Here is an 18,517-nt window from a genome sequence, read left to right as displayed (position 1 = left end):
ATCAGTACAGTACTATATGTAATTTAAATGGGATTGGAGAGTTGTCACCTTGCTATTTAGTCTTTATTCCTGATTTGGCTTAACACAATCTTTTCCCATACTCTCCAAGGCAAAAGCCGCTTGGCAAGTAAAGAGAGCCTTACACCCTTTCCAACAGTATAGCGGAGGGTGGGAGTTTTCTTCTTGTCAGCTACCTTCAACACCAGTTTAGCAACTTCAACAGGGTCGCCATATGTCTCCCGATCTTTTTGAAGCCTTTTATTCATCCCAGTAAACAACTCAAAGTATGGGGAATGGGAGCTTCCAGCTTTGGAGGACATATGGGTGCCGGATGACCATATATTTGTTTGAAAGGAGCCAGGTTCAACAAGGACCACATCCACACCAAATTCCTTTAACTCCAGCCTGAGACTCTCACTGTACCCTTCTAAGGCATATTTAGAGGAAACATAAGGGGAAAGGCCGGGGAAACCGATTAACCCGCTGATGGAGCTAATATTGATAATTCTGCCCTTGCCTTGCTTTCGCATTTTCGGAAGCACATGATTCGTTACCCTCATTACTCCCAAAAGGTTGGTTTCCAATTGGAACTGATACTCCTTCATGCTTAACTCTTCAGCAAAACCAGCCACAGCAAATCCAGCGTTATTGATGAGCACATCCACACATTCTAGACCCTGAACAAAGCGACCGAAATTATTCACGGATTCTTCATCTGCCACATCCAATAAAGCAAAACTCATATCTTCCGCTTCCTTGGGAGTCAATCCTTCTAATAGCACGGACTTTTTTGCTTCATCCCTGATCGTGGCAACAACATGATATCCCCTATTTAGAAAAGTTTTGGTAAAGGTTCTTCCGAAACCTCCAGAAGCACCTGTAATGATGACAGTCTTATTTTTCATGGAAATGGCCTCCACTTCGCTAGCATTAATTGGTAAAGAGTTTGATAGTTTACTTAATAAGTATAAAAGGAATAAATACTATACAGCGAGAAGGTAATGATCGTGTTTGTTTGGCATATGGAAGCAATAACAAATTTTTGCTTCGTGCAGAGAGAAGGGATCACATGGATCTGACCTTTATCTTAGAAATTATTAAGGACTATGGATATATAGGATTATTTTTATGGCTATGGTTAGGTATGTTCGGTATCCCGGTACCTAATGAAGTGTTTGTGAGCTCTGTTGGGATTGTCGCGCAAAAGGGAATCCTTGAGACATCACCTGCATTATTTACTATTTACTTAGGCGTGATAGCGAGTCTTACTACTTGTTACTTTCTAGGACGGTTTTTGGGGAAAGGGGTATATTCAAAGCTTGAGAAACACGATAGAATTGAAGCTTCCTTTGCAAAGGGTGAAGAACTTTTGAATAAATATCATGTCTTTGCATTATGCATTTCCTATTTCCTGCCTGGAGTGAGAAATGTCGTTCCTTTTTTGGCGGGATTTATGAAACTACCATACTATCAGTTTGCCATAGCAGCCTATACCTCGGCAATTGTTTGGGTGACGACATTCTTTTTTATGGGAAGGATAGTGTGGGATCATGCTCAACTTTTCGTTATATATAAATTGGAGCTGATGGCTGCCGCGTCTGTTTTTATCTCCCTGTATTTTGCCTATGACTTGTATAAAAAGCAAAGCGATCCCACTTTCATTTTCCAGAAATATCGTTGATGTATATATGTGCAAGTCCCCTCATAGAATAGAAATAAATGAGGAGGGGGAGGGTGGTTATTTTGCAACGAACGATGCTTGTTCAGGGAAACGCGAAAAAGGAAGTGCAACCGGATATTGCGTATCTTCAATTGGGAGTGCTAACCACCAATCCGAATGTACAACGTGCCCAAGAAGAAAATAGATTGATAGCAAACTCTATGATTCAAGCCTTAATAGCAGCAGGCATTCCTCAAGAAGACATTGAAACTTCCTCTTATACTTCTTTTCCGCGATATGAAACTGATTCGTCAGGTAAGTCTGTCCTTTCTACTTATGAAGTACGCCATATTTTCCGAATTAAAGTCAAAGATATAACAAAAACAGGTACCGTCCTGGATGTCGCTTTTGAAAATGGAGCGAATATTTCGGAGAGTGTATCCTTTGAAGTCTCTAATTATAACGAAATATATCGTCATGTCCTGCAGCTAGCTGTTGTGGATGGGGCGAAAAAGGCACATGCAATGGCTGTAACTCTACAAGTTTGCCTTTCTCCGGTACCAATCAAGGTGGAAGAAGTCACACAGTCGGTCTTTGCAGGCCCGCGTTATGCCTCTTTTGCGGTTCAGGAAAAAGCGAGCACACCTATTGAACCACAAGAAATCACCATTAGTGCGTCCGTTAATCTAGAGTATATATACTAAAAAAACAGACCGTTTCGTCTTCCGGGTTGGAAGATGGCGGTCTGTTTTTAACACATTAGCGGAAAATGCAACATAATTCCTCGGATAGTAGGTTGTCTACTTCATTTTGGTTCAATGAGTAATAACTCCAAGTTCCTCGTGCTTCTTTGATAATGATTTCCGCATCCAACAAAATCTTTAAATGATAGGAAAGTTTAGATTGGGGCATCCCGATCAGCGGAACCATATCGCATACACACATAGCTCCATGGCGACATAAAATGTTCATAATGTGCAGTCGCTTTTTGTCTGCTACCGCTTTGTATTTTGCTTCATATTTTTCAAACATTTTTTCTAGGGACACGTCTTGTAGAGGGATTTCTTTTTTCAACTAATTTCACCTCTAGTACTCTCAAATTTTACATTCATTATATGCGATAGATAGCTAGGACTCAACAAAACTGCAGTAAAGGGTTCATAAAAGGAGGGGAGATTCATGCTAGATTGGTCTGCACTTATTCCTATTTTTGTATTATTCTCTGTGTATTTTCTTTTTGCAGTAGTATTATTAAGAGATAAGCAGTAACAAAAGGAGGAACCAGGAGTGGAACTAGAAAACACACTAATTGACTTACTAGGAATCGAGATTGTGGAACTGTCGGAAGAAAGAGCAGTGGCAACTATGCCGGTAGACAGTCGTACACATCAACCATTTGGGTTGTTGCATGGCGGAGCTTCCGTGGCCTTGGCTGAAACGATTGCAAGCATCGGGACTTTTAATTTGATCGATCAGGAAACAGAAATCTGTGTAGGGCTGGAGATCAACGCCAACCACCTGAAAGGGAAAAAGGATGGGGTGGTTACGGCAATAGGTACTCCGTTGCACAGAGGGAAATCCACGATGGTGTGGGATATTAAGATTGTAGATGAGAGTGACGCGTTAATTTGCATTTCCCGTTGTACAATGGCCATTTTGAAGAAAAGGTAAGCCAAGGAATTTTTAAGCACACTTTGGTTACCTTATCACGTGAAATTTTCACACTAGGGGTAATCAAAGGCAAGCTATGGTTCCCCCACCAGGGAAATTTTTAATACCAGGGGTAATCAAAGGCACCCTATGGTTACCCCACCAGGGTAAATTATAATACTAGGGGTAATCAAAGGCACACTTTGGTTACCCCATCACGATAAGTTTTCACACTGGAGGTAATCAAAAATCACTTTGGTTACACAGATAGCCCCAAATTCCATAAGAGGCATCTAAACTTAACGGAGGAAAGTAAATGTCAGAAAAAATGTATTCTTGCTCAGCTTTTCGACTTCTTCCTCTCCATATGTTTCAAGCCCTCACGCCGGCTAAGGGGTGCCAAATCTGTGGACTTAATAAACGTCCATACCTCATCCGGAGCGGTCTTGGAATATTCCCTCAACGCCCAGCCGATAGACTTCTGAACGAAAAACTCCTTAGAGCCACTAACAGCCTCTATATAAGAAAACAACTTCTCCGCATCTGTCTTTTCCTTATACTTCAATTGAAATAGAATGGCGGATCTTTGCAGCCAGAAATTATCCGACTTGATCCACCTATCTGGATACTCGTTAATACTTGCCTTCTCCCTCAACAGAATGGCTCCTGCATGGTGTGGGGCAATATGATCCACGGTATCCCACCATGAATTTGTAGTAATCAATTTTTCCAAAAAAGAGAGCCATTCTGCATCAAGCTTTTTAATATGAACATCAATCATCGCAAGGGCTGCATAATGGAATTCCCGTTCAGGCTGCGCATATAAAAAGGTAGCAAGCGGCTTAATCCATTCCCGTTCTGGTTTTCCGTGTTCTACAAAAAATCTTTTTAGTAACTCTTTTCGCTCAGGTGATTTTATACCTAAAAATGAAAAGTGGTTGCGCATATAATCTTCCATCGGCTTTTTGTTCGATACATTTCCGTTTGACCGAAACAAATCAATTAGCTCATTTTGGTATTTTTCCAAAGTAACGGCTTCCATAAAAAAAACCTCCCATATCCTGACTACCTTCTACTTGTAGAATACAGGAAATTGGGAGGCAATGAAACAAAGCCTTATTATGATTCTGCCGTTTTCTTCCCACTTTCCGAATGAAGAATGCTATAGAGTAACATCACTCCTGAGCATAAAAAGATAAAACTGGTGATATAAAATACGGTAGATATCTCGTAAAAACCGGCGATCATGCCACCCATTACCGGTCCAATCACATTCCCTAAGAAACGGAAACTGACGTTGTAGCCAAGCACTTCTCCCTGCATGGATAAAGGGGCTACATTACGAATATAAGCGGTCATACATGGAATCAAACCGCCAACTACCATTCCAAATAAAAAGCGGAACAAGACAAGCTGCCAAAGCGACGTGGCAAGTGCTTGAGGAATAAAGAGGATCGAGCTTGCGAGCATAAGGATGACAATGACTTTGTCATGACCGATGTTATCCCCAAGTTTTCCCCAGTTCCTTGACGCTAACAAATTGCCAAAGCCTGTAGCAGAGAATGCGAACCCTGCAAGCAAGGCGATATTTGTTGCGGTACCACCTGTCAACTCATTCACATAAAGTGCGAGTAAGGGCTGGATGCTGAAATTAGCCGCCTGGATGAACATGGATAAGAACATAATCTTAAGCAGGAGCGGTTTTTGTATGATGTATTGCAGTACTTCTTTACGAGAATATTTCTTTTCTTTTTGATTTGCAGAACTTTTCTTCTTTTCTTTAATGCCAAATGCCACTAGAATTACAGCCAAATAGATTAGAGCGGATGTAAGGAAAAACGTGTAAGCAAAGCCGAAGGAATCCGCAAGCATACCGCCAATCAATGGACCGAGGAGTCCTCCGGAAACCGTACCCGTCTGCAAGGTTCCAAGTGTTTTCCCTGCAATCTCTTTTGGTGCTTGAGAGGAGATTAAAGCCATAGAAGTCGGAATGAATCCAGTTGCCAATCCCATGAACATCCGAAGAATGAAAAGTCCATGTACGGAATCGACTACACTCATCAACAGGATACTTGTGGCAATACCTGTACCTGTTAATAACAAGATCGGCTTAAAGCCATATTTATCCCCAATTCGCCCCCAAATCGGTGAAACGAAAAACGCGGTGAGAAAGGTAATGCCAAAAATAAACCCTGACCAGCGCTGTACATAGGAATCAGAGTAATTCCCGAACGTCTCAATGAATAAGGATAAGAAAGGGAGAATCATAGTAGCACTAGCAGCAACGAAAAAGTTCGCAATCCACATGATGAACAAGTTTCGTCCTGATATGGAAATGATCGTCACCTTCTTCTGAAATTTCGGTTTTTAAATATTTCGTATAACTAAATAATAACGCATTCACAGGAAAAATCAACAAAACAAGCTTTATTTTTGGAAAAATGAGTGAATTACGTGCTAAAAATGTTATTCATCATGATATAATATAGTAATAAAATTCTGAAAATTAAAGAGGAGGGGAATCATGAAAGGTACACCGATACACCTTTTTATCGATTTTGAATTTACCATGCCGGAAAATAGAAATTATCCAAAAAAATTCTTCCCCGAAATCATTGAAGCTGGAATTGTTGCAGTGGAAAAAGATAAGATCATCCAGCAATACTCGAATTATATTCGTCCATCCGCCTTTCCAACCTTAACAAACAGATGCAAATCCTTCTTGAATATTTCTCAAAGGGACGTCCAGAACGGAGCAAGTTTTGTAGAACTGATTGATGTTCTGAACACATATAACGTTCAAGAGAGGGGAACGGTCGTAACATGGGGGAATATGGACATGAAGGTACTAAGAAACAACTGCGAGTATCACGGAGTACCATTTCCATTGACGTGCAAGCATGTAGATCTATCCATGGAATACAAAAAGTTTTTTGGTGACCAAAATCAAACAGGATTATGGAAGGCAGTGCAAGAATATGGAAAAGAAGGAACGGGTAAACACCATCGGGCCCTTGATGATGCACTGACGACATTTAATATCTTTCGACTCGTTGAAAAAGATAAAAGTTATCTTGCAAAACCGGAGCCTACTACGATTGGAGACCGGATCGACCTTTCCAAGATAATAAACAAATTTGCTTTATAAAAAGCCAAATCCCTTATATAGGTGATTTGGCTTTAAATTTGTTAAGTTATTTTATAATCTTTTATTAGGATGGAAAAGTTTTCAATGCTTCTTTTCGCCCAAAGGCTCTCGTCATTTTCGAGTGCTTGAGTGGCTGCATGGAGAGCTATTTTCAAAGATTCTTTGTAATCAAGGACTTCCCCTTCATAGGGCTTTACCATGTTTTTGGGTATGTTGGTCTGTTCATGGAAGGCCAGTGCCCGACGCTCATGAAAGAGTGGAACGTCTGCTTCTTTAGGTGCGTGTAGATCTCCTTGTTGTGGATGTTTTAATACTGCTTTTACTTTAACTAAATAGTGCATAGGGCGAATATCTGTTACTTCCCCAATATATTTTCCTGTTTTATAAATCCCGGTTACGATGCTGCCAACCTCTATTTTCTCCATCATAAGTCCCCTTTCGTATTCAAATGATGATTTTTTTTGTTATATTTAGTAATATCTTGTTAAGTAAATAAAATATGGGGTGTGAAACACGTGAAAAAATGGACAATGATAATGTTGCTTGCTCTAATTCTTATTGTAACAGGTTGTGGGTCAAGTACAAATGATGAAAATGCAACTAGCAATAATTCAACAAACGAACAACAGTCTGAAGAAAATGCAGGACAAGAAACAGAAGATGAAGGAGCCGGCGAAGAAGTGGAAGTTGGTGAGTTCCAACAGTTCACAAATTCCAGCGAGACAATCCGTACTGTAGAAATAGAAACAACAAAAGGTAAAATGGTGGTAAACCTTTACCCTGATGCAGCTCCAAAAGCGGTAGAGAACTTTGTTACACATGCAGAAGACGGCTATTATGATGGATTGACTTTTCACCGTGTCATTGAAGATTTCATGATCCAAGGCGGAGATCCTGAAGGTACAGGTATGGGGGGAGAGAGCATCTGGGGTGAACCGTTTGAAGACGAGTTCAGTCGAGAAATGCTGCACTTCAGAGGTGCTCTTTCCATGGCAAACTCTGGTGCGAATACAAACGGAAGTCAATTTTTCATTGTTCATGCGAAAGAGGTAGATGAGGCAACAATGGAATCCATGATTAAAGCGGGATATCCTGAAGAAGTTATTGAATTATATGAAGAGAATGGCGGAACACCTGGACTGGACTTTAGACATACCGTATTCGGACAAGTAGTGGAAGGCATGAAAGTGCTCGACGCCATTGCTACAGTGGAAACTGAAAATGAGAAACCAGTGGAAGATGTCGTGATTGAGAAGATGACCGTAGTAAAATAAGGAAGTGTGTCTCAAGGTTGGTTCCTTGCCGAAACTTTTGATATAATGAATAGGTTCATAACCTGCGAAAGGTCGTGTGGTAACGATGTTTAATTTCTTTATGTTACAACTATTCTTATATTTTCCAGAAGATAAAACAGAATATATTCCTGCAGGGATAACCTTTGTTGTTTTCTTTATTGCTGCCATATTCGTTTTCCGATATATAATTAAAGTATCCAAAAGAGAAAGCCAAAAGGCGGAGGCATTAGAGGAACAGTTACGAAGGGAAAAAGTTATTAAAGATTGAAAAAGTGTAGAGGTTCATTCACCAAAATTGGTGAGTGAGCCTTTTTTGTTATAGAAAAACATATTCCCAATCGATTTCGGGGAAACTCTTGAAAACGACAAATTGGAGGTCAACTAGTTTATGCGAGCTAAAATATTTCCCCTGACTTTTCTAATATGCTTTATCCTAACAGGTTGTATGGAGAGCAAGATTACGGCACTTGATGTAGAGATATTTAATGGTACTGGTGACTCTCTTGGAGTGGCAAAAGTTTCGGAAGATCCAAATGGTGTGAAGATTGAATTGAATCTCGAGGGGCTTCCTCCCGGAGAGCATGCGGTACATATTCATGAAACAGGTTTATGCGATGCACCAGATTTTAAAACGGCAGGCAATCACTTCAACCCTGATGACAAACAGCATGGCTTAATGCATCCTGAAGGAGCACATGTAGGAGACTTGCCAAATATCATCGTGGAAGATGACGGAACGGTCATCGCAGAATTAATGGCACCTCAAGCGACATTAGAAGAAGGAAAGACCTCTTTGTTTGGCAAGGATGGAACAGCTATTATTATCACAGAAAACATTGATGACGGCATGACTCAGCCTGCAGGTGACTCTGGAGAGAGAATAGCATGCGGTGTCATCACCAAAGAAGTTGCTGAAAAAAATGAAGCGGTAGAAGAACCAGTGGACGAAGCTGAGAAAGAATAACTTCACTCAAAGACACCCTAACCAAGGCGTGTCTTTTTTTATGATTTACATATTAACTTTGAAAGTTTACGTTGTATTGTTAAAGAAATATTCGTAATCTTATTGACATAGTTCATAGTTTTGAGATAATTTTAAATTTATAGATAAAGGGGGTTGCATCTTTGGAGATACTATTAATAAGGCATGGACAATCAGAAGCAGATATTCTCCAAGTTCATGAAGGGAGAGCCGACTATCCCTTAACGGAACTTGGCAGGATGCAGGCAAAAAGGTTGGCTTGCCGTTTAAACGAGCATTGTCCTCCAGATATCATATGGACAAGTACATTAAAAAGAGCCCAAGAAACGGCATCCATATTGGCCGACGAAGTGGGCTGCATGCTAATTAAGGAACCAAGTCTGATGGAATATAACAATGGCGTTTTGGCAGGCTTGCCTAGAGAAGTGGCAGCAACAAAGTATCCATTGCCGCCGGGTGGAAGAAAACCTCATGAAAGAATTCAAAACGGGGAATCTGAAATTGAATTTCGCATGAGAGTTGAAACGGCTTTATCCAAAATCTTAGCAGAAAGTTCAGCTGTTGTGCGGATTGCTATTGTTTCGCATGGGGGGACCATATCCAATTTATTAAAAGCATTATTGCAATTACCTGTTCATACAAACATTAGGTTTCCGACAGGAGATACAGGGATGCATATTATAAGGAAAAATGATGAGGGATTGTCTGTTGTTTCGTTGAATTGTTCAGAGCACTTATACAATATGTAATCGGGTTATGCAAGCTGAGTGCTGCATAACCCTTATTTTTTCTGTGAAACCGCTGATAATTTCCGCAAACGGCTTCGCTTTCCGCGGGGCGACCTTGAGCCTCATCACTTCGTTGCGAGGTCTCATCAAATGTCGCTACTTCCCCGCTGAAGTCTTCGCCTTTTGCTCCAATCATCAGCTAGGTATTCTTCATCTTTATATCCTCTTACCTTAGAGCGGTTTTTAACCTTTGGAGGCCTTCTTGTAGGGTGGCTTTTGTGCAGGCGACATTCATCCGAACGAAGCCGGTTCCTTCTTTTCCGAACTTGCTACCGGACTCAAGGGCTAGCTTTCCTTTATGAAGGAGGAGCCGCTTTAATTCTTCTTCTCCTAATCCCAACTTCCTGCAATCAATCCAGAGCAGGTAAGTACCTTCCGGCTTGCTTGCCTCAACACCAGGAATCTCTTTCTGAATATATTCCACTGCGTAATCCATGTTGTCTTCTATATAACTCAACACTTCGTCAAGCCACTGCTCCCCATGCTTGTATGCAGCTTCCATTGCTGAAACACCCAGCATGTTCAATAAAAAATGGCCCTGCTTTTTCAAGAAAAACTCCAGTTTCTCACGGAGAGCTTGGTTGGAAGTGATCATTGCGGCAGCCTGTAATCCGGCCATGTTAAAGGTCTTGGTCGGAGCAATACAAGTAACGGTCTGCATGGCAATGTCCTCAGAAATTGATGCAAGAGGATAATACGTGTAATTGTTGAATACAAGATCAGCATGTATGTCATCAGAGACTATGATTATATTGTGCTTTACACAGATTTTACCAAGTTGCTCTAATTCCTCCCGAGTCCATACTGTTCCACCTGGGTTATGCGGGTTACATAATAAAAGGAGTTTCACATCGCCATCTAGTTTCGCCTCAAAATCCTGAAGATCCATATAATAACGGCCATTTCTATATTCCATCGGACTAGTAATCAGTTTACGATCATTATATGTAACCATGTCATAAAAAGGGTAATAGACAGGGGAAAAAACAATGATCTTGTCACCTGGATTTGAAAAGGTTTGGATGGTTGCGCTCAGTGCTGGAACCACACCTGAAATATAAGTGAGCCACTCTTGTTTTAGCTCCCAGCCGTGTTGTTTTTGAAACCAGCTTGTAACGGCATCATGGACGGAGGTGGAAATGGCCGTGTAGCCGTAGATTCCATGCTCTGCCTTCTCTATAATTGCTTTGGTTACTTCCTGGGGTGCCTTGAAATCCATATCTGCCACCCACATCGGCAATACATCACTGCTTCCGAAAACACGGGCAGTTTCATCCCATTTAACGCTGGAAGTATTTTTTCTATTAATAATTTCATTGAAGTCATAGGATTTCATAAGTGTTCGCCGCCTCCAATCGTTTGAATCAAGTCTGCTAAACAATTTGGTGAAAACAAGGTATAATATGCAGTAAATGTTCTTGAAAGTAAGGTGAAAGTATCGTGATAAAAGCCAGTGTAAATGTTAGGTTAATGGAAAACTTATTGCAATGGGATCCACTTGGGTATGGTGTTGATGCCTATGATACGGAATGTGTGGATGTAGTTCAAGCTGTACATGAACTTGATGATATAGAGAAATTAGCAAAGAAAATTCAAGCTATTTATGAATTCTCTTTTGAACAGTTTATTCCTTTATCCAATTGCATGGACAAAGCAAAAGAACTAATGGTAATAAAAAATGAAGAAGATTCTTGTTCTCTATAATACGCCATGGAATCATAATTGTCTTGAAAGGTAGCTTCGTCATAAAAAGGAGAAAAGCCATTGAGAGCTTTTCTCCTTTTTTTATGGTGAAGTTTGCAGAAAGTCCAGAATGTTATCATGCACATCTTGCGGCTTTTCCTCAGGTAGAAGATGTCCCGTTTTTTTATAGGTAATCAACCTGGAATTTGGCAAATCTCTATGGAGTCTCTTTCCGACCTCTAGAGGAACAACTTTATCTTCTTCCCCCCATATCAAAAGACTCGGTGTTTCAATCTTCCTTAAAATCTCTGCAGCGAGATCACCTTCACGATCTCGGATCATCCTAGTCAAGGCAACGAATATTTGATCATCATAAAAAGGCTCCGTGTATCCTGCAATCATCTCATCATCAATTAATGAGTGATCATATACCACGTTCAATAAATTCTGGATAGGGCCTTGTCTTGCCAGCCAATATTTCAACCAAACATAGAAATATGGAATCCGCGATGAGTAAATGATGGAACGGCTCATCCTTTTTAAATAACCTGAACTGCACAAAAGGACGACTTTTTCTACGAGTTCGGGTTTTTGCTTGCTGATATTTAAGGAAATCTGTCCACCCATTGAATGACCTATTAAAACTGTTCGGCTTATTCCCAGCTTTTCGAGAAGGGCAATCACCACTTTCGCCATATTTTCATAAGAATAAACAAAATTTTTGGATTTCCCACTTTTACCAAATGGCGGCAGGTCAATGGCGAGTACGGTATATTCTTTTGTCAGCAGTGGAATCAAGCGACGAAAACTGAACGAGGAAGAAAGAAACCCATGGATCAGGACAAGTGTCGGTTTATGAATTAAGGGAGAGTTAGAGTCATGGTGAAATTCATAAAACACATTGATTCCTGCAATACTGGTCGTAAATTGATTGGTTTGCATCTCTTTCCCTCCTGAGTTTGAATAGTTATAGGTATTTTATCCTCTCTTTGCTATTTCAAACCTGTGTATTTTTTTGAATGTGTTCTGTAAAATAATCGTAATACATTAAGGTGGAATATTTGCTATAATGAGTCAATGTTTATATGAAGGAGTTGGGATGAGCGTATGCAATTAACGGAAAAAGAACTGGACTTGCTGCAGATTATTGAAGAAAACGGAAGAATGAATATAGATGTACTTTCCAAAATGGTCGAACTGACCGAAGTGGAAACAGAAAATATGCTGCAAAGATTGGAAGAAAAGCGAATCATCGTTGAATATGGGGCGGTGATTGATTGGCGAAAAGTCGACAATTTTGAAGGTGTGACCGCAATGATTGATGTGAAGGTGACACCAAAGCGTGAAGTAGGTTTCGATGAGATAGCTAAAAATATTTATCGGTTCCCTGAAGTCAAATCTGTATATTTAATGTCGGGAGCGTATGACTTATCAGTCGTAATTGAAGGAAAATCTCTCTCTCAGGTTGCAAATTTTGTATCTGAAAAGCTTTCCACACTGGACTCGGTAATCTCTACGACCACCCATTTTATTTTAAAGAAATATAAGCATGATGGAACCATCTTTGATCAGGGAGAAGATGATCGCCGAATTGTGGTGTCCCCATGAGAAACAGAGTAGCGCAACATGTACAACAGCTTCAGCCTTCTGGAATTCGCCGTTTCTTTGATTTAGCTGCGAATATGGAAGGTGTGATTTCCTTAGGGGTGGGCGAACCGGACTTCGTCACATCATGGGGAGTGAGGGAAGCTTGCATTGCTTCTTTACATAATGGTCATACATCTTATACAGCAAATGCAGGGTTGCTTGAATTAAGAAAAGAAATTAGCCGCTACTTAGTAGAGCAATTTGAAGTAGAGTATAGACCGGAAACCGACGTGATTGTCACAGTGGGGGCAAGCCAGGCGTTGGATCTCTCCATCCGTGCAATTGTGGACCCAGGTGATGAAGTGATAGTGATTGAACCGTGCTTCGTTTCCTATGCTCCCCTTATTGAACTGGTTGGTGGTACTGCTGTTAAAGTGGGAGCAGATGCACAGAGAGGGTTCAGCATCGACTTTGATGTATTGGAAAGCGCCATTACAGAGAGAACGAAAGCGATACTTCTGTGTTTTCCAAACAACCCGACAGGTACCATGCTCTCAAAGGAAGAACTCATCCAAGTGAGTCGTCTTGTAGAAAAACATGACTTGTTGGTTTTGTCGGATGAAATTTATGCAGAGCTAAGTTTTGACGAGAAGTTTACAAGCTTTGCGACTCTTCCTGGAATGAAGGAAAGAACCATCCTGATTTCTGGTTTTTCAAAAGGATTTGCCATGACGGGGTGGCGCTTGGGTTTTGTAGCCGGCCCGACGGACATTATAGAAGCGATGCTCAAAATCCATCAGTATGCCATGATGTGCGCTTCTACCATGGCACAGTATGGTGCGATTGAAGCGCTAAAGAATGGTCGTCAAGATATTGAAGCAATGAAAAAAAGCTATCGCAGAAGACGGAATTATTTTGTGGCTTCACTGAACGAGATAGGGCTGGACTGTCATAATCCTGGAGGAGCGTTTTATGCTTTTCCTTCTGTAAAAGAGACCGGACTTAGCTCACAAGAATTCGCAGAAAGATTATTGTTAGAGGAAAAGGTGGCGGTCGTACCCGGAAATGTGTTCGGAGAAAGTGGAGAAGGATATGTTAGATGCTCCTACGCTTCGTCATTGGAACAATTACAGGAAGCGATAAAAAGGATGGAGCGGTTTGTAAAACAATTTCGGTAGAATAAAAAAGGGACCAAATCCAGCGTGGATTTGGTCCTAACAAAAGGGGGAATACTAGAAAGCCTTGATGGTATAAGTATTCCCATGATTTTTATTTTTAAAACCTGATTTTTAGAAAATTCTTTATTGAGTGCTATATTTTTTTTCGTACAATATTTGCATTACATTTAAGAAGTCTTCATCTGTGTAATCTTTAGCTTTCCTGAGAATTAACTTGGCTCTTTTTATCCCTACTTCTTTAATCAATTCCTCCAGTTCCGGATCTAGACCTGTAGAATTCTTGGAAGTAAAGGATTCTAACAGTTCGGAAGCAGGTACATCTAAAACCGTTGAAATCTTAAGAATGGTCTGCATGTCAGGTGTTTGTAAACCGGATTCATATTTTTCAATGGTGCCGGTTCCGACACGGATCTTCAAGGCAAGCTCGGCTGCCGTCATTTTTGCCCGTTCCCGATAAAAGCGGATGTTTTCCCCAATATTTCTCATTCCGATAACCTCCAATGTAAGCAATTTCTTACTTTTATCATACCATGTTTAATCTAGAGAAAGTTTGAACATATTATTACTCTTTCTTTATTAGTTTATATAGTTTTTAAGTAATTCATGAACATAAGGTTATTTTCTAAATTCAGAGGATATTAGCAACAAAATGCACAAATAATAAAAAGGACTCCAAGTAAGCAAGAAAAGTATTTTTGATTAAATATCGAATTTGTGGTATAATCTTTTATTGCGTTCAATGTGTATAAAAATTAAATTATTTAGGAGTGTTTTCATGTCTGATAAATTCGAAATTGGAAGTGTATTAACTGGGAAAGTAACGGGTATTCAACCTTACGGAGCGTTCGTTGCGCTTGACGAAGAAACTCAAGGTCTTGTTCATATTTCTGAAATTACGCACGGTTATGTGAAAGATGTAAACGAACATTTGAAAATGGGCGATGAGGTTCAAGTAAAGGTTCTTTCTGTTGACGAAAAGTCTAACAAAATCAGCTTGTCCATCAAAGCTACTCAAGAAGCTCCTGCTGAAGCTCCAGCAGCTGCACCAAGAAAGCCTAAGAAGCGTCAAGCTACTGTAGTGAAAAACCACACAGAAGCAGCTCCTGGCGGTTTCAACACGCTTAAAGACAAACTAGAAGAGTGGATCGAGCAATCCAACCGTAACGACCTAATCAAGAAGTAATCTTGATTAAGTGAGAGAGACATCCTGTGAGGGGTGTCTTTTTTTATGGAAATCAGGAGGTAGATGCTACACTGTTGATCTCCGTTCCAAGCGCTTCGCTTGCCTGAGGGCGGTCCGTGAGCCTCCTCGGCTTGCAGCCTGTGGTGTCTCACCTGTCCCTTCCTCCCGAGGCGTCTACGCGCCTTCCACTCCAATCAACAAGGTGACTTCATTCATCTAAGTATCCAACGAGTTACTGATAAACCAATAACATTACTCTTACGCCATTTCTAGCTGTGGATTGGAGCAAATGGCGGAGACTCCAGCGGGGGAGTAACGGTAGATTGAGACCCCACAACGAAGTGAGAACGCTCAAGCAAAGCCATTTGCGGAAAGGAACAGCTGCGGATTACCAAACAACTAAAATTTCTTTCGATTGTCGAATTATCACAATAATCTATAAAAAAGTTACAATAAACGTCAAATTAGTTACAATGACCAGCAAATTAGTTACAATCAACCTCCGAAAAGTAACAATCCATTCACCTGCGCCACAAATTTACTGAAAAAAATGAAAACCGCCCTGCTTAAGAGGCGGTTTTTGTGGGTTTATCGAGTTGTTCTTGGTTCTACTTCTCTTTCGTGCTGCTCAGATGGGACGAAAAGAAGTCCAAGGTTGATTAGTCCGGCGATTCCAACCAGACCGTATATGATACGGGATAAGGCTGCGCTTTGGCCGCCAAAAATAGCTGCTACAAGATCGAATTGGAAGAAACCAATCAATCCCCAGTTAATAGCTCCGACAATAGTCAGTACTAGTGCGATACGTTGAATAGTACTCATAACATTCCCTCCTTGAGAATATAAGTGCTTTCCCCCATATATTTTGTAACTGGACAGAAATTATTCATTATAAATTTTTTTTGTAGAAGCATGATAAAAATGGGCAGTCTCATCCTTGAAGCTAATTCTTTGCATGCAAGGAGGAAATAATCCATAATCATGGCAAAAGGGAGGTAATAGTAATGGATAATTTTACTTTTTATAATCCAACAAAACTAATATTCGGCAAAGGGCAACTAGAAACGTTGCCACAGGAAATGGAAGCTTACGGTAAGAACGTTCTCCTTGTTTATGGTGGAGGAAGTATTAAGAGAAGGGGGCTTTATGATGATGTGATTAACACTTTACATAAAGCAGGGGCAACGGTTACGGAGCTTGCTGGGGTGGAACCTAACCCGAGATTATCTACAGTGAGAAAAGGTGTCGAGCTTTGTAAAGAAAATCAAATTGACTTCCTTTTGGCTGTTGGTGGAGGCAGTGTAATTGATTGTACGAAAGCAATCGCTGCAGGTGCCAAATATGATGGTGACGTTTGGGATATTGTACTTAAAAAGCAAATTGCAACAGAGGCTCTTCCATTTGGAACAGTATTGACTCTTGCTGCAACAGGCTCTGAAATGAATGCAGGATCTGTTATTACAAATTGGGAAACGAATGAAAAATACGGATGGGGCAGTCCTGTGACGTTTCCGAAATTCTCCATTCTAGACCCGGTTAATACCTTTTCAGTGCCAAAAGATCACACGGTTTACGGGATTGTTGATATGATGTCACATGTGTTAGAGCAGTATTTCCATCAGACTACAAACACCCCGCTACAAGATCGTATGTGCGAGGCTGTTCTAACGACTGTGATGGAAACGGCTCCCAAGCTTTTAGAAGACCTGGAGAGCTATGAGCACCGAGAGACGATTCTTTACAATGGAACCATCGCGCTTAATGGTATGTTGCAGATGGGCTATCGCGGGGATTGGGCTACTCATGGCATTGAGCATGCCGTTTCTGCCATCTATGATATTCCGCACGCAGGTGGATTGGCTATCCTGTTCCCGAATTGGATGGAGCATGTCATGGACGCGAACCTAGGCCGATTTAAACAATTGGCTGTTAGGGTGTTTGGCGTCCAAGATAATGGCTCTACAGACAAAGAAATAGCTTTAGAGGGCATTCGCAGACTTCGTGAATTCTGGTCAAGCCTTGGCGCTCCTACACGTTTAGCTGATTATGATATTGATGATAAAAATATCGATAAAATGGCTGAACATGTGATGTCACAAGGAACCGTAGGGAATTTTAAATCACTTTCACATGAAGATGTCACTTCCATTTTGAAAGCATCCTTATAAAATAAAAAAGCTGGCAGAACCGGATACGGTTTTGCCAGCTTTTTGTTTATGCCTCAGTGTGGACCTTTTGTCTTTTTTCTACTTCCTTCTTTGTTTTAGGTCGCTCTTTTGTCTTTAAATCGTCCTGAACTGTCTCTCCCCAAAGAGGAACGTTTGTATAATAGGCTGCTCTTGATATGAGGTGACCTGCAACAGGAGCTGTAATAAAGACAAATACGATCCCAAGTACCAAGCGTGCACTAAAATAATTGTCTGCAAACCAGAAATATAGTAAGGCACCAACTAGAATCAACAAGACACCAAGTGTGGCGCTCTTGGAGGCTGCGTGACTGCGTGTATAAACATCCGGTAGTCTAATTAAGCCGATGGTCGTTACTAAGCTTAGAAGAGAACCTAGCAGTACGACAATGCCAATGAATATGTTAATTGTCTCTGTCATACTCGATTATCTCTCCTTTTTGCAGAAATTTAGAAAACGCGACGGTACCTACAAAAGCAATGACCCCTAATAAAAGGATAACTTCTAAGAAGGCATCTGTTCTTAACATGATAGAGGTGATGGCTGTAATGGCAATTAGATTGATTCCAATAGAATCTAATGCCATTACACGGTCTGGTACGGAAGGACCTTTGATAACTCGGTAAACAAGTCCTAAAGTTGCGATGGAGATGATAATTAAGCTGATGGATAGCAATAAGTCAAATGTGCTTTCAATCATTAACGGGTCACCTCCATGATAGCTTTTTCAAAGGTGTTTTTTATCTCTGCTACTGCCTGATCTGCATCTGGGATATTCATGGCATGAATATAGAGAATCTTATTATCATCAGAAATATCCATTACCAATGTACCTGGAGTTAAAGTTATTAATAGGGATAGCAATGTGATTTCCCATTCACTTTTCAGCTCTGTCGGCATCGCGAAAATTCCCGGTTCAATTTTTAGTTTAGGTCGCAAAATATCACGAATTACTTGTACATTTGCAAGAACAAGTTCCCGCAAAAACAGGAAAAATAGTCTTCCGGCTGCCAGCACCCGTTCAAAATAAAACCGTCCGGGAAGAAACCTTCTCATTAAAAATAAGATAACAAGCCCCCAGAAGTACCCAATGATAAAGTCGGGAAAGGCCCATTGGTTTTTAAGAAACATCCAACTGAATGCAATAACTACATTTATCAAAATTTGAAAAGCCAT

Annotated in this window: 25 protein-coding genes; 13 read left to right on the top strand and 12 right to left on the bottom strand. The window is 40.6% G+C overall.

The genetic code is table 11. The features are described 5' to 3' along the window. Positions 1–56 precede the first annotated feature (56 nt). Positions 57–905: an SDR family oxidoreductase gene (locus B4U37_RS18155; RefSeq protein WP_088019367.1), complete on the bottom strand. Its 849-nt coding sequence runs from the start codon at positions 903–905 to the stop codon at positions 57–59. A gap of 164 nt (positions 906–1,069) precedes the next feature. Here B4U37_RS18155 and B4U37_RS18150 point away from each other — a divergent pair, with 164 nt between their 5' ends. Together B4U37_RS18150 and B4U37_RS18145 are read left to right on the top strand one after the other, a co-directional pair. Beyond that, a complete protein-coding gene (locus B4U37_RS18150) occupies positions 1,070–1,681 on the top strand; it encodes a DedA family protein (RefSeq protein WP_088019366.1) in 612 nt (203 codons plus the stop codon). A gap of 62 nt (positions 1,682–1,743) precedes the next feature. Continuing rightward, the gene (locus B4U37_RS18145) at positions 1,744–2,364 is read left to right on the top strand and encodes an SIMPL domain-containing protein (RefSeq protein WP_157663824.1); all 621 of its coding nucleotides are present in this window, start codon (positions 1,744–1,746) and stop codon (positions 2,362–2,364) included. Positions 2,365–2,419: 55 nt separating this feature from the next. Here the strand turns inward: B4U37_RS18145 and B4U37_RS18140 are convergent, their stop codons facing one another. Beyond that, positions 2,420–2,734: an ArsR/SmtB family transcription factor gene (locus B4U37_RS18140; protein ID WP_088019364.1), complete on the bottom strand. Its 315-nt coding sequence runs from the start codon at positions 2,732–2,734 to the stop codon at positions 2,420–2,422. Positions 2,735–2,947: 213 nt separating this feature from the next. Between B4U37_RS18140 and B4U37_RS18135 the strand changes: the two genes are divergently transcribed. Beyond that, positions 2,948–3,331 (top strand): hotdog fold thioesterase, encoded by a 384-nt coding sequence (locus B4U37_RS18135; protein WP_088019363.1) that lies wholly within the window; start codon positions 2,948–2,950, stop codon positions 3,329–3,331. 319 nt (positions 3,332–3,650) lie between these two features. On the opposite strand, the gene B4U37_RS18130 is transcribed toward B4U37_RS18135, so the two are convergent. Both B4U37_RS18130 and B4U37_RS18125 read right to left on the bottom strand, forming a co-directional pair. Beyond that, entirely contained in the window at positions 3,651–4,352 is a 702-nt protein-coding gene (locus tag B4U37_RS18130) for a DNA alkylation repair protein (protein ID WP_088019362.1), read from the bottom strand. Between the two features lie 77 nt (positions 4,353–4,429). Continuing rightward, complete coding sequence (locus tag B4U37_RS18125; protein WP_281252786.1) at positions 4,430–5,617, bottom strand: MFS transporter; 1,188 nt, start codon at positions 5,615–5,617, stop codon at positions 4,430–4,432. Positions 5,618–5,834: 217 nt separating this feature from the next. Here B4U37_RS18125 and kapD point away from each other — a divergent pair, with 217 nt between their 5' ends. Next, positions 5,835–6,458, top strand: a complete 624-nt coding sequence (gene kapD / locus B4U37_RS18120) for a 3'-5' exonuclease KapD (RefSeq protein ID WP_088019360.1) — start codon at positions 5,835–5,837, stop codon at positions 6,456–6,458. A 41-nt stretch (positions 6,459–6,499) separates the two neighbouring features. On the opposite strand, the gene kapB is transcribed toward kapD, so the two are convergent. Then, positions 6,500–6,886 carry a kinase-associated lipoprotein KapB gene (gene kapB, locus B4U37_RS18115; RefSeq protein WP_281252745.1) on the bottom strand — a complete coding sequence of 129 codons (387 nt, stop codon included), beginning with the start codon at positions 6,884–6,886 and terminating at the stop codon, positions 6,500–6,502. Positions 6,887–6,973: 87 nt separating this feature from the next. Between kapB and B4U37_RS18110 the strand changes: the two genes are divergently transcribed. From B4U37_RS18110 to B4U37_RS18095, 4 genes are all read left to right on the top strand, one after another. Next, the gene (locus tag B4U37_RS18110; protein WP_088019358.1) at positions 6,974–7,732 is read left to right on the top strand and encodes a peptidylprolyl isomerase; all 759 of its coding nucleotides are present in this window, start codon (positions 6,974–6,976) and stop codon (positions 7,730–7,732) included. A gap of 100 nt (positions 7,733–7,832) precedes the next feature. Further along, entirely contained in the window at positions 7,833–8,021 is a 189-nt protein-coding gene (locus tag B4U37_RS18105) for a hypothetical protein (RefSeq protein ID WP_425444091.1), read from the top strand. Positions 8,022–8,141: 120 nt separating this feature from the next. Next, entirely contained in the window at positions 8,142–8,717 is a 576-nt protein-coding gene (locus B4U37_RS18100; RefSeq protein ID WP_088019356.1) for a superoxide dismutase family protein, read from the top strand. 161 nt (positions 8,718–8,878) lie between these two features. After that, a complete protein-coding gene (locus tag B4U37_RS18095) occupies positions 8,879–9,484 on the top strand; it encodes a histidine phosphatase family protein (RefSeq protein WP_088019355.1) in 606 nt (201 codons plus the stop codon). Positions 9,485–9,689: 205 nt separating this feature from the next. On the opposite strand, the gene B4U37_RS18090 is transcribed toward B4U37_RS18095, so the two are convergent. Then, positions 9,690–10,859: a MalY/PatB family protein gene (locus B4U37_RS18090; protein WP_088019354.1), complete on the bottom strand. Its 1,170-nt coding sequence runs from the start codon at positions 10,857–10,859 to the stop codon at positions 9,690–9,692. Between the two features lie 104 nt (positions 10,860–10,963). Between B4U37_RS18090 and B4U37_RS18085 the strand changes: the two genes are divergently transcribed. Next, a complete protein-coding gene (locus B4U37_RS18085; protein ID WP_244951508.1) occupies positions 10,964–11,227 on the top strand; it encodes a DUF1871 family protein in 264 nt (87 codons plus the stop codon). Positions 11,228–11,308: 81 nt separating this feature from the next. Here B4U37_RS18085 and B4U37_RS18080 read toward each other — a convergent pair whose 3' ends face one another. After that, positions 11,309–12,148 (bottom strand): alpha/beta fold hydrolase, encoded by an 840-nt coding sequence (locus B4U37_RS18080; protein ID WP_088019353.1) that lies wholly within the window; start codon positions 12,146–12,148, stop codon positions 11,309–11,311. Between the two features lie 165 nt (positions 12,149–12,313). Between B4U37_RS18080 and B4U37_RS18075 the strand changes: the two genes are divergently transcribed. Then, positions 12,314–12,814 (top strand): Lrp/AsnC family transcriptional regulator, encoded by a 501-nt coding sequence (locus tag B4U37_RS18075; RefSeq protein ID WP_010196429.1) that lies wholly within the window; start codon positions 12,314–12,316, stop codon positions 12,812–12,814. After that, the gene (locus tag B4U37_RS18070) at positions 12,811–13,971 is read left to right on the top strand and encodes an aminotransferase (protein ID WP_088019352.1); all 1,161 of its coding nucleotides are present in this window, start codon (positions 12,811–12,813) and stop codon (positions 13,969–13,971) included. The genes B4U37_RS18075 and B4U37_RS18070 overlap by 4 nt, the downstream gene beginning before the upstream one ends. A 123-nt stretch (positions 13,972–14,094) precedes the next feature. Here the strand turns inward: B4U37_RS18070 and B4U37_RS18065 are convergent, their stop codons facing one another. Further along, complete coding sequence (locus tag B4U37_RS18065; protein WP_088019351.1) at positions 14,095–14,457, bottom strand: helix-turn-helix domain-containing protein; 363 nt, start codon at positions 14,455–14,457, stop codon at positions 14,095–14,097. Between the two features lie 289 nt (positions 14,458–14,746). Between B4U37_RS18065 and yugI the strand changes: the two genes are divergently transcribed. After that, positions 14,747–15,154: a S1 domain-containing post-transcriptional regulator GSP13 gene (yugI, locus tag B4U37_RS18060; protein ID WP_010196422.1), complete on the top strand. Its 408-nt coding sequence runs from the start codon at positions 14,747–14,749 to the stop codon at positions 15,152–15,154. A gap of 588 nt (positions 15,155–15,742) precedes the next feature. Here yugI and B4U37_RS18055 read toward each other — a convergent pair. Further along, a complete protein-coding gene (locus B4U37_RS18055) occupies positions 15,743–15,976 on the bottom strand; it encodes a DUF378 domain-containing protein (RefSeq protein ID WP_064098762.1) in 234 nt (77 codons plus the stop codon). Positions 15,977–16,158: 182 nt separating this feature from the next. Here B4U37_RS18055 and B4U37_RS18050 point away from each other — a divergent pair, with 182 nt between their 5' ends. Next, on the top strand, positions 16,159–17,322 hold the full coding sequence (locus B4U37_RS18050; RefSeq protein ID WP_088019350.1) for an iron-containing alcohol dehydrogenase: 1,164 nt from the start codon (positions 16,159–16,161) through the stop codon (positions 17,320–17,322). Positions 17,323–17,368: 46 nt separating this feature from the next. Here B4U37_RS18050 and mnhG read toward each other — a convergent pair whose 3' ends face one another. From mnhG to B4U37_RS18035, 3 genes are read right to left on the bottom strand one after another with little or no spacing between them, the layout of a single operon-like run. Further along, the gene (mnhG, locus tag B4U37_RS18045) at positions 17,369–17,761 is read right to left on the bottom strand and encodes a monovalent cation/H(+) antiporter subunit G (RefSeq protein ID WP_088019349.1); all 393 of its coding nucleotides are present in this window, start codon (positions 17,759–17,761) and stop codon (positions 17,369–17,371) included. Then, positions 17,745–18,041: a Na(+)/H(+) antiporter subunit F1 gene (locus tag B4U37_RS18040; RefSeq protein WP_088019348.1), complete on the bottom strand. Its 297-nt coding sequence runs from the start codon at positions 18,039–18,041 to the stop codon at positions 17,745–17,747. Before B4U37_RS18040 ends, mnhG begins: the two co-directional genes overlap by 17 nt. Next, the gene (locus tag B4U37_RS18035; protein WP_088019347.1) at positions 18,041–18,517 is read right to left on the bottom strand and encodes a Na+/H+ antiporter subunit E; all 477 of its coding nucleotides are present in this window, start codon (positions 18,515–18,517) and stop codon (positions 18,041–18,043) included. The genes B4U37_RS18040 and B4U37_RS18035 overlap by 1 nt, the downstream gene beginning before the upstream one ends.

The organism is Sutcliffiella horikoshii (assembly GCF_002157855.1).
GTDB classification, from domain to species: Bacteria; Bacillota; Bacilli; order Bacillales; family Bacillaceae_I; genus Sutcliffiella_A; species Sutcliffiella_A horikoshii_C.
This window is presented reverse-complemented; position numbering and strand designations above follow the sequence as displayed.

What these genes read in the sequence shown, in the direction of transcription:
- kapD (WP_088019360.1), top strand. Translation starts at nt 5,835, where the DNA reads ATGAAAGGTACACCGATACACCTTTTTATCGATTTTGAATTTACCATG.
- B4U37_RS18050 (WP_088019350.1), top strand. Translation starts at nt 16,159, where the DNA reads ATGGATAATTTTACTTTTTATAATCCAACAAAACTAATATTCGGCAAA.
- yugI (WP_010196422.1), top strand. Translation starts at nt 14,747, where the DNA reads ATGTCTGATAAATTCGAAATTGGAAGTGTATTAACTGGGAAAGTAACG.
- B4U37_RS18155 (WP_088019367.1), bottom strand. Translation starts at nt 905, where the DNA reads ATGAAAAATAAGACTGTCATCATTACAGGTGCTTCTGGAGGTTTCGGA.
- B4U37_RS18035 (WP_088019347.1), bottom strand. Translation starts at nt 18,517, where the DNA reads ATGGCTTTTCAAATTTTGATAAATGTAGTTATTGCATTCAGTTGGATG.
- B4U37_RS18125 (WP_281252786.1), bottom strand. Translation starts at nt 5,617, where the DNA reads ATGTGGATTGCGAACTTTTTCGTTGCTGCTAGTGCTACTATGATTCTC.
- B4U37_RS18105 (WP_425444091.1), top strand. Translation starts at nt 7,833, where the DNA reads ATGTTACAACTATTCTTATATTTTCCAGAAGATAAAACAGAATATATT.
- B4U37_RS18130 (WP_088019362.1), bottom strand. Translation starts at nt 4,352, where the DNA reads ATGGAAGCCGTTACTTTGGAAAAATACCAAAATGAGCTAATTGATTTG.
- B4U37_RS18075 (WP_010196429.1), top strand. Translation starts at nt 12,314, where the DNA reads ATGCAATTAACGGAAAAAGAACTGGACTTGCTGCAGATTATTGAAGAA.
- B4U37_RS18090 (WP_088019354.1), bottom strand. Translation starts at nt 10,859, where the DNA reads ATGAAATCCTATGACTTCAATGAAATTATTAATAGAAAAAATACTTCC.
- B4U37_RS18150 (WP_088019366.1), top strand. Translation starts at nt 1,070, where the DNA reads ATGGATCTGACCTTTATCTTAGAAATTATTAAGGACTATGGATATATA.
- kapB (WP_281252745.1), bottom strand. Translation starts at nt 6,886, where the DNA reads ATGATGGAGAAAATAGAGGTTGGCAGCATCGTAACCGGGATTTATAAA.
- B4U37_RS18070 (WP_088019352.1), top strand. Translation starts at nt 12,811, where the DNA reads ATGAGAAACAGAGTAGCGCAACATGTACAACAGCTTCAGCCTTCTGGA.
- B4U37_RS18100 (WP_088019356.1), top strand. Translation starts at nt 8,142, where the DNA reads ATGCGAGCTAAAATATTTCCCCTGACTTTTCTAATATGCTTTATCCTA.
- B4U37_RS18040 (WP_088019348.1), bottom strand. Translation starts at nt 18,041, where the DNA reads ATGATTGAAAGCACATTTGACTTATTGCTATCCATCAGCTTAATTATC.
- mnhG (WP_088019349.1), bottom strand. Translation starts at nt 17,761, where the DNA reads ATGACAGAGACAATTAACATATTCATTGGCATTGTCGTACTGCTAGGT.
- B4U37_RS18080 (WP_088019353.1), bottom strand. Translation starts at nt 12,148, where the DNA reads ATGCAAACCAATCAATTTACGACCAGTATTGCAGGAATCAATGTGTTT.
- B4U37_RS18065 (WP_088019351.1), bottom strand. Translation starts at nt 14,457, where the DNA reads ATGAGAAATATTGGGGAAAACATCCGCTTTTATCGGGAACGGGCAAAA.
- B4U37_RS18055 (WP_064098762.1), bottom strand. Translation starts at nt 15,976, where the DNA reads ATGAGTACTATTCAACGTATCGCACTAGTACTGACTATTGTCGGAGCT.